General features: G+C 73.4%; 11 protein-coding genes. 2 read left to right on the forward strand and 9 right to left on the reverse strand.

Going from position 1 to position 13,009, the window contains the following annotated elements:
- Positions 1-78: 78 nt before the first annotated feature.
- The 5 genes from SCAB_RS21530 to pdhA all read right to left on the reverse strand — a co-directional run bounded on the left by SCAB_RS21530 (position 79) and on the right by pdhA (position 5,920).
- Positions 79-1,434, reverse strand: a complete 1,356-nt coding sequence (locus tag SCAB_RS21530) for a molybdopterin molybdotransferase MoeA (RefSeq protein WP_013002196.1) — start codon at positions 1,432-1,434, stop codon at positions 79-81.
- A complete protein-coding gene (locus SCAB_RS21535; RefSeq protein ID WP_013002197.1) occupies positions 1,431-2,324 on the reverse strand; it encodes a DUF6457 domain-containing protein in 894 nt (297 codons plus the stop codon). Before SCAB_RS21535 ends, SCAB_RS21530 begins: the two co-directional genes overlap by 4 nt.
- Before the next feature lie 115 nt (positions 2,325-2,439).
- Positions 2,440-3,783 (reverse strand): dihydrolipoamide acetyltransferase family protein, encoded by a 1,344-nt coding sequence (locus SCAB_RS21540; RefSeq protein WP_013002198.1) that lies wholly within the window; start codon positions 3,781-3,783, stop codon positions 2,440-2,442.
- Positions 3,783-4,787: an alpha-ketoacid dehydrogenase subunit beta gene (locus SCAB_RS21545; protein WP_013002199.1), complete on the reverse strand. Its 1,005-nt coding sequence runs from the start codon at positions 4,785-4,787 to the stop codon at positions 3,783-3,785. The genes SCAB_RS21540 and SCAB_RS21545 overlap by 1 nt, the downstream gene beginning before the upstream one ends.
- Positions 4,784-5,920 carry a pyruvate dehydrogenase (acetyl-transferring) E1 component subunit alpha gene (pdhA, locus tag SCAB_RS21550; RefSeq protein WP_013002200.1) on the reverse strand — a complete coding sequence of 379 codons (1,137 nt, stop codon included), beginning with the start codon at positions 5,918-5,920 and terminating at the stop codon, positions 4,784-4,786. Before pdhA ends, SCAB_RS21545 begins: the two co-directional genes overlap by 4 nt.
- A 189-nt stretch (positions 5,921-6,109) precedes the next feature.
- Between pdhA and SCAB_RS21555 the strand changes: the two genes are divergently transcribed.
- Positions 6,110-6,595, forward strand: coding sequence for an Lrp/AsnC family transcriptional regulator (locus SCAB_RS21555; protein ID WP_013002201.1), 486 nt, complete (start codon positions 6,110-6,112; stop codon positions 6,593-6,595).
- Between the two features lie 99 nt (positions 6,596-6,694).
- Here SCAB_RS21555 and SCAB_RS21560 read toward each other — a convergent pair whose 3' ends face one another.
- Complete coding sequence (locus SCAB_RS21560) at positions 6,695-7,285, reverse strand: TetR/AcrR family transcriptional regulator (protein ID WP_013002202.1); 591 nt, start codon at positions 7,283-7,285, stop codon at positions 6,695-6,697.
- Entirely contained in the window at positions 7,282-8,799 is a 1,518-nt protein-coding gene (locus SCAB_RS21565) for a 3-hydroxyacyl-CoA dehydrogenase (protein WP_013002203.1), read from the reverse strand. Before SCAB_RS21565 ends, SCAB_RS21560 begins: the two co-directional genes overlap by 4 nt.
- 225 nt (positions 8,800-9,024) lie before the next feature.
- Between SCAB_RS21565 and paaN the strand changes: the two genes are divergently transcribed.
- Positions 9,025-10,737, forward strand: a complete 1,713-nt coding sequence (gene paaN, locus SCAB_RS21570) for a phenylacetic acid degradation protein PaaN (protein WP_041669454.1) — start codon at positions 9,025-9,027, stop codon at positions 10,735-10,737.
- A gap of 29 nt (positions 10,738-10,766) precedes the next feature.
- On the opposite strand, the gene SCAB_RS21575 is transcribed toward paaN, so the two are convergent.
- Together SCAB_RS21575 and SCAB_RS21580 are read right to left on the reverse strand one after the other, a co-directional pair.
- Positions 10,767-11,579 (reverse strand): TrmH family RNA methyltransferase, encoded by an 813-nt coding sequence (locus SCAB_RS21575; protein ID WP_041669456.1) that lies wholly within the window; start codon positions 11,577-11,579, stop codon positions 10,767-10,769.
- A gap of 164 nt (positions 11,580-11,743) precedes the next feature.
- Entirely contained in the window at positions 11,744-12,988 is a 1,245-nt protein-coding gene (locus SCAB_RS21580) for an HTTM domain-containing protein (RefSeq protein WP_013002206.1), read from the reverse strand.
- Between the last annotated feature and the right edge of the window lie 21 nt (positions 12,989-13,009).

A 13,009-nucleotide genomic window follows, 5' to 3' on the forward strand; every position in this document is an offset into this window, starting at 1 on the left:
GCTGTGCTCCGCCCCCGACGGCCCGTCGTTTCACGTGAAACACCGTTGGTCCTACGGCCGGTCGGCCGTACCGATGTTTCACGTGAAACACACCTGGATCCCCGCGGTCGCCCAGGGCAGGTCGAGCAGTTCCAGCTCCTGACCCGGGCGGGCGCCGCCGGGTGGTACGACGGCAAGGGCATCGGCGGTGGCGATTCCGCGGAGCATAGCGGGACCGTTGTAGTGCAATGGCACGGCGTCGTCACCGCGCAGACCGACGGGAACGAGGCGGGTGTCGTGCGGATGCCCGTGCACCCCCTCGCGCAGCGGCACCGTGTACGGCTCCGGGGCCGGGCGCCCGGCGAGTGTCCGCAGCAGCGGCTCGGCGAGGGTGAACAGCCCCGAGACGGCGGCCAGCGGGTTTCCGGGCAGCCCGACGAGATGCTGGTCCTGCCGGGTGCGGGCCAGCAGCATGGGGTGCCCGGGGCGCACCTTCACGCCGTCGACGAGGAGTTCGGCCCCCACGCGGCGCAGGATGGGGTGGACGTGGTCGACGGGCCCGGCGGCCGTGCCCCCCGTGGTGACGATGAGGTCGGCGGAGGATTTCTTCACGGCCCGGTGCAGGGCGTCGGCGTCGTCCCCCAGGCGGCGCACGGCGGTGACCTCGGCGCCGAGCGCCCGCAGCCAGGACGGCAGCATGGGGCCGAGGGCATCGCGGATGAGGCCCTCGCGCGGAAGCCCGTCGGTGAGCAGTTCGTCGCCCAGGACGAGGAGTTCGACGCGCGGGCGGGGGAGCACGCTCACCGTGTCGTACCCGGCGGCGGCCGCGAGCCCGAGCGCGGCCGGGGTGATCTGGGTGCCGAGCGGCAGCAGTTGGTCGCCGTGGCGGCACTCCTGGCCCCGGGGGCGGATGTCCTGCCCGTGGAGGAGGTCCCGGGTCGGATGCAGCCGGCCCTTGTCGTCGGTGCGGCCGTGCTCGCTGCGCAGGACGGCGGTGGTGTCGGGCGGGATACGGGCGCCGGTGGCGATCCGGACCGCCTCGCCGTCCGTGAGCCGCCCGGGATCGGCGTGCCCCGCGAGCACGCCCTCCTCCCGCACGGCCCAGGGGCCGGGACCGGCCACCGCCCAGCCGTCCATGGCGGAGGTGTCGAAGGAGGGCAGATCGGTGAGGGCGGTCAGGGGCGCGGCGAGAACGAGTCCGAGCGCCCGGTCGACGGGGACCGACACGGGGGCCCGGCGTCCGGTCGTGCGGGCGGCACGTTCGGCGACGGCCCGGGCCTCGGGCCAGGAGGTGGCCCGGTGGGGGGATTCGCCCTTGGCCCGGTGCGCGTCGGATTGCCCCGGCGCAGCGGCCTCGTGGGAGGGGAGGGGCTCCTTCGGTCCCTGGACGGCCCTGTCGTTGGCCACGGCCAGCGCCTCCTCCACGTCGAACTCTTCGGCGTCCTGGGCGGTCATCCGGCGTCCGGTCCGGCGCCGGGTGAGTCCTCCTCGGCCCAGCGCAGGGCCAGGGCGGACGCCTTGCGGGCCGCCTCGGTGACCGCCTCCGGGCCACCCCCGGCCCGGGCGGCGGCGTAGCCGATCAGGAAGGTGGTCAGCGGGGCGGCGGGCCGGGCCACGCTGTGGGCGGCGTCACGGGCGAGGTCGAGCAACTCGGTGATGTCGACATCGAGGTCGATCCCCAGCTCGTCCTTGACTGCGGAAATCCATTCATCCAACACGTGGCCATGCTCCCTGATCCGTGCGCGGGCGGCGGCGATGTCGTCCCAGGTGTCGCAGTCGAAGGACGCGACCGGGTCGGTGATACGGGTGAGGCGCAGCGCGGCGGTCAGCCGCCGCAGGGGGAGCCCGGTGAGGCCGTCGTGCTCGGCGGCGAGCCGCGCCAGTTCCCGGCGCAGGGCCTCGGCCCGGTAGACGGCGACGAGGGGCTGGTCACGGCCGTCGGCGTCGGTGACCAGCACGCCGTCGGCGGAGCCCGCGCTGTCCGAGAGGGCGCGGAGCAGACATCCCGCCGTTTCCTCCCCCAGGAACGGCAGGTCGGCGGAGAGAAGGAGGACGCGGGGAGCGGTGGTGTGCCGGAGGCCGGCGCCCAGCGCGGCGAGCGGGCCGCCGCCCGGGGGTTCCTCGCGGGCCCACCGCACGGGCCGCGCGGTGGGCCGGGGTTCGGCGACGACGACGGTCGTCCCGGCCCCGGCGCAGGCGGTCAGCACCCGGTCGAGCAGCGCCCGGCCCCCCACGCGCACGGCGGGCTTGTCGGCGCCGCCGAGCCGCCGGGCGGCTCCTCCGGCGAGCACGACGGCGTCGAACGGCTCGGTACCGGGGTCGCCCGGGGGCTCGTACGCGGTCACCCTCCGAGTATGCGGGCCCCGACGATCACAGGGAACGTGGGGGAGACCGCGTGATCAGGGCCCGGCCGGGGCCCGACGCGGTGGGCGGTCGGTCCCGGCCGGGTGGATCCGCTGCTCAGAGCGTGCGCAGCAGCATCGCCGGCTGTTCGACACAGTCGGCCACGAAGCGCAGGAAGCCGCCCGCCGTGCCGCCGTCGCACACCCGGTGGTCGAAGGTGAGCGAGAGCTGCACGACCTGCCGTACGGCCAGCTCGCCCTCGTGCACCCACGGCTTGGGGACGATACGGCCGACGCCAAGCATGGCGGCCTCGGGGTGGTTGATGATCGGCGTGGAGCCGTCGACACCGAACACGCCGTAGTTGTTCAGGGTGAAGGTCCCGCCGGTCAGCTGGCCGGGTGTCAGGGTCCCGGTCCGGGCCGCCTCGGTCAGGCCGGCGAACTCGGCGGTGAGCGATTCCGTGTTCCTGGTGTGCGCGTCCCGGACGACGGGCACGACCAGCCCTCGCTCGGTCTGCGCGGCGAACCCGAGGTGCACCCGGTCGAGCCGGACGATCTCCCGGGCCTCCATGTCGACCGTCGAGTTCAGCTCCGGGAAACGGGCCAGCGCGGCCGTGCAGATCCGGGCGAGCAGCGCGAGGACGGAGATCTTCGGACCACCGGCCGCGTTCATCGCCGTACGGGCGCGCATCAGTTCCGTCGCGTCGGCGTCCACCCAGCAGGTGGCGTCGGGGATCTCGCGCCGGCTCCGGGAGAGCTTGTCGGCGACGGCGCCCCGGACGCCCCGCAGGGGGATGCGGGTGGCGGAGGGCGCCTCGGCGGGCGCGGGCCGCGCGGCGACGGCACTCGGCTCCGGAACCGAGGCGGGAGCGGTGGCGGGGGCCGTGGCGGCCCGCAGCGCGTGCTCCACGTCGGCCCGCAGGATCAGCCCCTCGGGGCCCGAACCGTGCAGGGTCCGCAGGTCCAGGCCGTTCTCGCGGGCGAGACGGCGGACGAGCGGGGAGATGACCGGCACGGGTCCGTCCGGGCACGCGGGAGCGGCGACCGGGACCGGTGTCGTGTCGACGACGGTGCGCCGGGCCGCCGGCCCGGCCGACGGGGTGGACCGGACCGGTTCCCCGGGCCGCACCCGCCTGCGGCGCGCCGGCGGCGCACCGGTGCCGTAGCCGACCAGCACGTTGCCGGAGCCCTCACCGGCGGTGGCGTCCGCGGCGGGTGCCCCCACCGCCACCGTCAACAGGGGAGCACCGACGGGCAGTTCCGTGCCCTCCTCGCCGAAGCGGGCGGTGACGACACCGCCGTAGGGGCAGGGAACCTCGACCATGGCCTTGGCCGTCTCGACCTCGACGACCGGCTGGTCGATCGCGACGACGTCCCCGACCTGGACCAGCCAGCGCACGATCTCGGCCTCGGTCAGCCCCTCCCCGAGGTCGGGCAGCTTGAACTCCAGCACCTGGGCCATCAGTTCCCCGCCTCCCACTGCAGACGGCCCACGGCGTCCAGGATCCGGTCGACGCCGGGGAGGTGGTGCCGCTCCAGCATGGGCGGCGGGTACGGGATGTCGAACCCGGCGACGCGCAGCACGGGCGCCTCCAGGTGGTGGAAGCAGCGCTCGGTGACACGGGCGGCGATCTCGCCGCCCGGACCGCCGTAGGAGCCGGACTCGTGCACGACGACCGCGCGGCCGGTCCGGCGCACCGACGCGGCGACCGTCTCGTCGTCGAAGGGGACCAGGGAGCGCAGGTCGACGACTTCGAGGTCCCAGCCCTCGGCCGTGGCCGCCTCGGCGGCCTCCAGGCAGACGGGCACCGACGGGCCGTAGGTGATGAGGGTGGCGCTGCGGCCGGCGCGGCGTACGACCGCGCGGCCGATCGGCTCGACGGCCGGCGGTTCCTCGGGGTTCCAGGCGTCCTTCGACCAGTACAGGCGCTTGGGCTCCAGGAGGACGACCGGGTCGTCGGAGGCGATGGCGGCGCGCAGCAGCCCGTAGGCGTCGGCGACGGTGGCGGGGGTGACGACATGGAGGCCCGGAGTCGCCATGTAGTACGCCTCGGAGGAGTCGCTGTGGTGTTCGACTCCGCCGATGCCGCCGCCGTAGGGGACGCGGATGGTGATCGGCAGGGGCATCGCTCCGCGCGTGCGGTTGCGCATGCGGGCGACATGGCTGATGAGCTGCTCGAACGCCGGGTAGGCGAACGCGTCGAACTGCATCTCGACGACCGGCCGCAGGCCGTACATGGCCATGCCGACGGCGGTGCCGAGGATGCCCGCCTCGGCGAGCGGGGTGTCGGTGACCCGGTCCTCGCCGAACTCCTTGGCGAGCCCGTCGGTGACGCGGAAGACACCGCCGAGGGCGCCGACGTCCTCGCCCATGACGTGCACGGTGGGGTCGGCGGTCATGGCGTCGCGCAGCGCGCGGTTGAGCGCCTGCGCCATGGTGGCGGGCTTGAGGGCGACGGTGGTCACGGCTGCGCCCCTTCGTTCTCCGCCGCCAGCTCGGCCTGGAGCAGGGCCTGCTGTTCGCGCAGTTGCGGGGTGGGCTCGGCGTAGACGTGGGCGAAGAGGTCCATGGGGTCGAGCGCCGGGTCCTGGTTCATGCGGTCGCGCAGGTCGGCCGCCATCGCCTCGGCGGCGTCACGGGCGGCCCGGATGCCGTCCTCGTCGAGGAGGCCGCGCTCGGTCAGCTCGTGCTCCAGGAGCGCGACCGGGTCGTGCGCCCGCCAGGTCTCGACCTCGGCGTCGCCCCGGTAGCGGGTCGCGTCGTCGGCGTTGGTGTGGGCGTCGATGCGGTAGGTGACCGCCTCGACCAGCGTGGGACCGCCGCCGGCGCGCGCGTGGGCCACCGCTTCGGCGAGCACCTGGTGCACGGCCGCCGCGTCGTTGCCGTCGACCAGGCGGCCCGGCATCCCGTAGCCGACGGCCTTGTGGGCCAGCGACGGGGCGGCGGTCTGCTTGGCGAGCGGGACGGAGATCGCGAAGCCGTTGTTCTGGACGAGGAAGACCACCGGTGCCTGCCAGACGGCGGCGAAGTTGAGCGCCTCGTGGAAGTCGCCCTCGCTGGTGCCGCCGTCGCCGACCAGGGCCAGCGCCACCACGTCGTCGCCCTTGAGGCGGGCGGCGTGCGCGAGGCCCACGGCGTGCGGGAGCTGGGTGGCGAGGGGGGTGCACAGCGGCGCGACGCGGTGCTCGTGCGGGTCGTAGCCGGTGTGCCAGTCCCCGCGCAGCAGGGTGAGCGCCTGCACGGGGTCGAGGCCGCGGGCGACGGCGGCGAGCGTGTCGCGGTAGCTGGGGAAGAGCCAGTCCCGCTCCTCCAGGACGAGCGCGGCGGCGACCTCGCAGGCCTCCTGGCCGGTGCTGGAGGGGTAGACGGCGAGCCTGCCCTGCTTGGTCAGGGCGGTCGCCTGCGTGTTGTAGCGGCGGCCGCGCACCAGCTCGGCGTAGAGCCGGCGCAGCAGCGCGGGGTCGGCGTCGGCCGCCGCGTCCGTGCCGAGCACGCGGTGGGGCAGGGCGTCGGGCAGCAGCGGCGCGGGGTCCGTGCGGGGCTGCCAGGCGGGCGGCGGTGTCGGGCGGTACGCGCCCCGCTGCTCCATGACCGTCATACGGCACCTCCTCGTGGGAGTGGCTCAGGGACGCGGCACGGTTGTGACGCGTCTCACCTACCGATTGTTCGGTCGTTGACGCATTTTGGCTACACGCACCCACAGGCTGTGGACAAACGGTTCTGCACAGCCTGGAATGAACGCAGTCCGTCCATGGCAGGGAGGCAGGGGCACATGGCACCTGAACAAATGGCCGAGCCGCCGGAGCACGGCCCGGCCCTGCCGCCCCCTCGCCCGCTGGACGCCATAGACCAGGACATCCTGCGCATGCTGCAGGCCGACGGCCGTGCCTCGATACGGTCCGTCGCCGAACGCGTCCACGTCTCCCGCGCCAACGCCTACGCGCGCATCAACCGCCTCATCGAGGACGGCGTGATCCGTGGCTTCGGGGCGCGCGTGAACCACGAGCGCGCCGGAAAGGGCACCTCGGCCTACATCACCCTCAAGATCGTGCAGAACTCCTGGCGCACCGTCCGCGACCAGCTGCGCCAGCTCTCGGGCGCCGCCCACATCGCCCTGGTCGGCGGCGACTACGACGTCCTGCTCCTGGTGCACACCTCGGACAACCGGGCCCTGCGCGAGGTCGTCCTCACCAAGCTCCAGGCCATCCCGGAGGTGCTCAGCACCCGGACCCTGCTGGTGTTCGAGGAGGAGGACGTGGAACCGGAGGGGTGACCGGCCGCGGCCGCCCCCGGCACCCGGACCTCCCGGCGGGCGCGTGGACCCGCCGACGGCGCGCGGCCTCCCCGCACGCGCTCACTCCGGGGGGCGCGCTCACTCCGGGGCGCGCAACCCCGTGAAGACCAGGTGCGTCACCGCTTCGGACACTTCCCGCTCGCCCATGCCCCGCCCGTCCGGCCGGTACCACTCCACGATCGAGTTGATCATCCCGAACACCAGCCGGGTGGCGAGCCGCACCTCCACGTCGCGCCGCACGTCACCCTCGGCCGCCGCGGCCTTCAGCAGGTCGGCGACCCGGTGGTCGAAGTCGCGGCGCCGCTCCAGCGCCCAGCGCTCGGTGTCGGTGTTGCCGCGCACCCGCAGCAGCAGGGTCACATAGGGCAGCTCGCCCATGAGTACCTCGACCATGCGCCGCACGACGTGCTCCAGGCGCTCCACCGCACGCCCCCCGCGCGCGGGCTCCTCGTCGAGGATGGCGAAGAGACCGTCCAGCGCCCGGCTGACGGCCCGGCGCAGCAACTCCTCCTTGCCCGTGACGTGGTGGTATATCGACGATTTGGAGATTCCGGCCGCCTTGGAGAGATGCTCCATGGAGGTCCCGTCGTAACCGCGTTCGTTGAAGACCCGGACCGCGACGGACAGCAGCGTCTCCGGGGTGTACGTGTCGCGCTTGGCGGTCGTCATGAGGAGGTGCCCTCCCGCTTGTCCGAGGCGTAGGCGTGGCGGTAGAGCGCCAGCGAGGGCGCGTAGCGCCCGGAGGGGTCGCGCAGGTGCAGGTCGTCCAGGAGGGCGTACGCCCAGTTTCGGCCCAGTCTGCGGCTCCACTCGAAGGGCCCCAGCGGGTAGTTGACGCCCAGCCGCATCGCCGTGTCGATGTCCTCCTGGGTGGCCACGCCCTTGGCGACGGCGTCGTGCGCGAGGTCGATGATCCGCGCCACCGTGCGCGCGACGATCATGCCGGGGGCGTCCCCGATGACGCTGACGTCCTTGCCGAGCGCCTGGAAGAGGCCCGTCGCCTCCGCGAGGGTCTGCGGCGAGGTGTCCTGGGAGGCGGACAGGGCGATCCGGGTGGCCCTGCGGTAGTCGAGCGCGAGGTCGAAGTAGACGACGTCCCGGAACTCCACGGAGGTCTGGCCGTCGGCGAGGGCCAGCTGGCCGCCGCTCGGCAGGACGAGCCGGGTGCCGTGGTCCTCCTCGTCCTCGCGGACGGAGATGCCCGCCTCGCGGATCAGCGTGAGCAGGTCCGCGGCGGGGCCGAGGTCACCCTCGACGACCACGTACGCGGGCGCGGGGACCGGGTCCGCGGTGTGCGGCTCGGGACGCTCGGCGTCCTCGCCGTGGTCGTACCAGCCCTGCCCCGTCTTGCGGCCCAGCCGGCCGGACTCGACGAGCCGGCGCTGGGCCAGCGAGGGCGTGAAGCGCACGTCCTGGAAGAAGGCCCGCCACACGGAGTGGGTGACGGACTCGTTGACGTCCTGCCCGATCAGGTCGGTCAGTTCGAAGGCGCCCATCCTGAACCCGCCGCACTCGCGCAGGATCGCGTCGATGGTGACGGGTTCGGCGGCCTGCGACTCGTACACCGCGAAGGCTTCGGCGTAGAACGGCCGTGCGATGCGGTTGACGATGAATCCGGGGGTGTCGGCGCAGGCCACAGGCGTCTTGCCCCAGGCGCGGGCCGTCTCGTACGCGCGCGTGGCCGAGGTGACGTCGGTGGCGAAGCCGGAGACGACCTCCACCAGGGGCAGCAGCGGCGCGGGGTTGAAGAAGTGCAGGCCCACGAAACGGCCCGGGTTGCGCAGGGCGCCGCCGATGGCCGTGACGGAGAGGGAGGAGGTGTTGGTGGCGAGCAGGCAGTCCTCGCCGACGACGTCCTCCAGCGCACGGAACAGTTCCTGCTTGACGTCCAGCCGCTCCAGGACGGCCTCGACGACCAATCCGCAGTCCGCGAGGTCGGCGAGCCGTTCGGCGGCGTGCAGCCGGGCACGCGCGGCGTCCCGGTCGGCGCCGCTCATGCGGTCCTTGGCGACGAGCCGGTCGAGCCGGCCGCCGATCGCCTCGACGGCCTCCCGCGCCCGTCCGGGCGCAGTGTCGAACAGCAGTACGGAGTGGCCCGCGGTCAGTGCGACCTGGGCGATGCCCTGGCCCATGGTGCCGGTCCCTACGACGGCCACGGGGCTGCCGGGGTCGAGTCCTGTCATGTGCGCGATCCTCCCGCACGGGGTTGTCCACAGATACGGCGGACCCCCTTGTCCCGACCGATCGTTCGGTTACTCTAACTCTGTCCGCCCACCCGTCGCCCAGCACTCCGTGGAACAAGGCATTTCGCCCCGTCCCCCGAGAGCACCCCCCGCACACCTCTCGAATCCATTCCTGCCCAGGTCAGAGCTCTGAGAAGAGTCCTTGACGTGAGGAGTTGGTCCAGCATGGCCGCCGAACCGTCCGCGCACGCCCTGATCGCCAAGCACCGGCCCGTCCTCGACCAGGCGCTGGAAGCGATCCGCACCCGCGCGTACTGGTCGCCCCACCCCGAGCACCCCAAGGCGTACGGCGAGAACGGCAGCCTGGGCATGGCCGAGGGCAAGGCGGCCTTCGACGCCCTCCTCGGCAGCCGGCTCGACCTCGGCCAGCCCGGCACCGACGACTGGGTGGGCGGCGAGATCTCCCCGTACGGCATCGAGCTGGGCGTCACCTATCCGCACGCCGACCTCGACGTGCTGCTGCCCGCCATGAAGGCCGGACAGCGCGCGTGGCGCGACGCTGGCGCCGAGGCGCGCGCGGCGGTGTGCCTGGAGATCCTGAAGCGGATCAGCGACCGCACCCACGAGTTCGCCCACGCCGTCATGCACACCAGCGGCCAGGCTTTCATGATGGCCTTCCAGGCGGGCGGGCCGCACGCCCAGGACCGGGGCCTGGAGGCGGTGGCGTACGCGTACGCGGAGCAGGTCCGCACCCCCGACGCGGCCGAGTGGAGCAAGCCCCAGGGCAAGCGGGACCCGCTCGCGCTCACCAAGAAGTTCACGCCGGTCCCCCGTGGCACCGCGCTCGTCATCGGCTGCAACACCTTCCCGACGTGGAACGGCTACCCGGGCCTGTTCGCCTCCCTCGCCACCGGCAACGCGGTCCTGGTGAAGCCCCACCCGCGCGCGGTGCTGCCGCTCGCCCTCACCGTCCAGGCCGCCCGCGAGGTGCTCGCCGAGACCGGCTTCGACCCCAACCTGGTCGCGCTCGCCGCCGAGCGTCCCGGCGAGGGCATCGCCAAGGACCTGGCCACCCGCCCCGAGATCCGCATCATCGACTACACCGGCTCGACGTCGTTCGGCGACTGGCTGGAGGCCAACGCCCGCCAGGCGGAGGTCTACACGGAGAAGGCCGGTGTCAACACCGTGCTGATCGACTCCACCGCCGACTACAAGGGCATGCTCTCCAACCTGGCCTTCTCCCTGTCCCTGTACAGCGGCCAGATGTGCACCACCCCGCAGAACCTGCTCGTCCCCCGCGACGGCATCACCACCGACCAGGGCCCCAAGTCCTACGACGAGGTCGTGGCCGACCTCGCCCGGTCGGTCGGCGGTCTGCTGGGCGACGACGCGCGCGCGAACGCGCTGCTGGGCGCGCTCGTGAACCCCGACGTCAAGGCCCGCCTCGAAGCGGCCGCCGCGCTCGGCGAGGTCGCACTCCCCTCACGGGAGATCACCAACCCCGAGTTCCCGGACGCGGTCGTCCGGACGCCGGTGATCGTGAAGCTCGACGGCGCGCGGAAGTACTGGGAGGGCGCGGAGGACGAGGCCGCCTACCTCAGCGAGTGCTTCGGGCCGGTGTCGTTCGCCGTCGCCGTCGACTCGGCCGCGGAAGGGCTGGAGCTGCTGCGCCGGACCATCGGCGACAAGGGTGCGATGACCGTCGGCGCGTACACGACCTCCGAGGAGGTGGCCCAGGCCGTCGAGGAGGTCTGCCTGGAGGAGTGCGCGCAGCTGTCACTCAACCTCACGGGCGGGGTGTACGTGAACCAGACGGCGGCCTTCTCGGACTTCCACGGGTCCGGCGGCAACCCGGCGGCGAACGCGGCCCTGTGCGACGGAGCCTTCGTCGCCAACCGGTTCCGGGTGGTCGAGGTCCGCAGCGAGACGCTCCGCTAAAGCGTGTTGCAGGAGGCTGGGCGCGCTCCTCAGAAGGAGCCCGCGCTCCAGTGGTACAGCGTCATCGCCACGCTGGTCGCCAGGTTGTAGCTGGAGACCTGGGGGCGCATCGGGAGCGACAGCAGGTGGTCGGCACGGGCGCGCAGCCCGGCCGACAGGCCGCTGCGCTCGGAGCCGAACGCGAGGACGGCGTCGTCCGGGAGCTTCAGCCCCCGGATGTCGTCGCCCTCGGGGTCCAGCGCGAAGAGCGGGCCGGGAGGCAGGTCGGCCACCTCCAGGCGCTCGACGGCGGTGGCGAAGTGCAGCCCCGCCCCGCCCCGCACGACCGTGGGGTGCCAGGGGTCCAGGGTGCCCGTCGTGACCACACCGGTCGCCCCGAACCCGGCCGCCAGCCGGATCACCGCGCCCGCGTTGCCCAGGTTGCGCGGGTTGTCGAGGACGACGACGGGGGCGGCGCGCGGGGTGCGGGCGAGCGCCGCCAGATGGTCCGCGCGCGCGGGGCGTACGGCCAGCGCGGCGACGGCGGTGGGGTGCGGGCGCGGTACGAGCGCCCGGTACGTCTCCTCCGGGACCTCCTGGAGGAGGTCCCCGAGCCGGTCCCGTACGTCCGGGGCCAGCTCGTCGGCGAGGGCGAGGGCCGCCGCACGGTCGGCCGTCACGGCCACCGACACCTCGGCGCCGAAACGGACGGCGTGCTTGAGCGCGTGGAAACCGTCGAGCAGGACGGCGGTGTCGACGAGACGCCGCCAGACCCGCAGCGGATCGCCTTCCGGCCGCCGGCCCGACGCACCCGAAGCCACCCCCGGGCCGCAGGCTCCCCTCAGACCTCCCGGCCCGCCCATGGCCTCTGCCGCCGGACCACCTGCGGATCCCGCCGCCGAACCAGCAGACCGCGCGGCCCCCTGAACCCCTGCGGGTCCCGGCGCCGAAGCGGCAGGACGTCCCGGCACCTGAGCCTCCGCGGGCCCCGCCGTCGGGACGCCCCCGGGCTCGCTCAGCGGATCGTTCATGCGGTGAAGCCTACGCGGGGCTGCTCGGCCGCCTCCCCCTCGTCGGGGGCGCCGGGGCGGCGCGGGCCGGGGATCGTGAGGGCGCGCCCCTGCAGGAGCCGGCGCCCGACGCGGTCGCGCACGCGCGCCACCAGCCCGCCCAGACGCTTCAGGAAGGGCGTGGGCAGGAAGACCGCGTCGGCGGCGATCATCGCGAGCGAGAAGAACGGCAGGCCCAGCACGACGGCGATCACGGCGTGCTCGGTCATCATGACCGCCAGCAGCACGTTCTTGACGCGCCGGTTGAAGAGCGTGAACGGGAAGGCGACCTGCACGATCACCGTCCCGTACGTCACCAGCATCACCATCGTGCCGCTCGACGACAGCAGGTCCGAGAGCGAGGCCCAGGGCGAGAAGTAGTCCAGGTGGAACGGGTAGTAGGCCGCCGTGCCGTCCTGCCAGCGCCCGCCCTGGATCTTGTACCAGCCGGCCGCCGCGTAGATCAGACACGCCTCGGCCATGATCACGACGAGCGCGGCGTTGTGCACGAGGTTGCCCACGATGTCGAGCAGCGCACGCGGCTTGGTGTCCGACTCGATGCGCCCTACGGCCCACCACAGGGCGTGCACCGCCCACAACCCCCAGAAGAACGTCAGCCAGCCGCCCAGCAGACCGCCGGGGACCAGACCGCCGAAGGTCGCCAGCAGCAGCGCGAACCCGAGCGCGCACCACAGCGCGACACCACCCCGGTCCTCCGGTGCCCTGCCGTCCGGCTCCAGGCGCTCGCGCCCACGCCGGGCGCGCCGCGCGTCCAGTGACCAGACCTGGGCGCAGCGGACGAAGACGAGATAGATCGCCATGAGATGGAGGACGTTGTCGCCGCCGTCGCCCATGAAGACGCTGCGGTTCTGCAGCGAGAGCACACCGACCATGAAGAGCACGCTCATGGCACGGGTGTGCCAGCCGAGCAGCAGAAGGAGGCCGGACAGGACGGCGACGGCGTAGACGATCTCGAACCACACCATGCTGTCGGACCACATCAGCACCGTGAACGCTTCGTTGCTCGCGGTCAGCTGCTGGGCCAGCTCCCAGCTCCAGGGCCCGTTCGGGCCGTAGAGCTCGCGCCGGTGCGGGAACTCGCGCAGCAGGAACAGCAGCCACGTCGCGGAGAAGCCGATACGGATGATCGCGCTCTGGTACGGGCCCAGCGCGCGATCCGTGACACGGGTGATCCCGTTGCCTATCGGGGCGGTGAGCCGCACCAGGGGGCTCCCCTGGCGGAC

The sequence above is a fragment of the Streptomyces scabiei 87.22 genome (assembly GCF_000091305.1).
GTDB classification, from domain to species: Bacteria; Actinomycetota; Actinomycetes; order Streptomycetales; family Streptomycetaceae; genus Streptomyces; species Streptomyces scabiei.

What these genes read in the sequence shown, in the direction of transcription:
- SCAB_RS21555 (WP_013002201.1), top strand. Translation starts at nt 6,110, where the DNA reads ATGGCCGAGCCGCCGGAGCACGGCCCGGCCCTGCCGCCCCCTCGCCCG.
- SCAB_RS21575 (WP_041669456.1), bottom strand. Translation starts at nt 11,579, where the DNA reads ATGGGCGGGCCGGGAGGTCTGAGGGGAGCCTGCGGCCCGGGGGTGGCT.
- SCAB_RS21565 (WP_013002203.1), bottom strand. Translation starts at nt 8,799, where the DNA reads ATGACAGGACTCGACCCCGGCAGCCCCGTGGCCGTCGTAGGGACCGGC.
- paaN (WP_041669454.1), top strand. Translation starts at nt 9,025, where the DNA reads ATGGCCGCCGAACCGTCCGCGCACGCCCTGATCGCCAAGCACCGGCCC.
- SCAB_RS21560 (WP_013002202.1), bottom strand. Translation starts at nt 7,285, where the DNA reads ATGACGACCGCCAAGCGCGACACGTACACCCCGGAGACGCTGCTGTCC.
- SCAB_RS21530 (WP_013002196.1), bottom strand. Translation starts at nt 1,434, where the DNA reads ATGACCGCCCAGGACGCCGAAGAGTTCGACGTGGAGGAGGCGCTGGCC.
- pdhA (WP_013002200.1), bottom strand. Translation starts at nt 5,920, where the DNA reads ATGACGGTCATGGAGCAGCGGGGCGCGTACCGCCCGACACCGCCGCCC.
- SCAB_RS21540 (WP_013002198.1), bottom strand. Translation starts at nt 3,783, where the DNA reads ATGGCCCAGGTGCTGGAGTTCAAGCTGCCCGACCTCGGGGAGGGGCTG.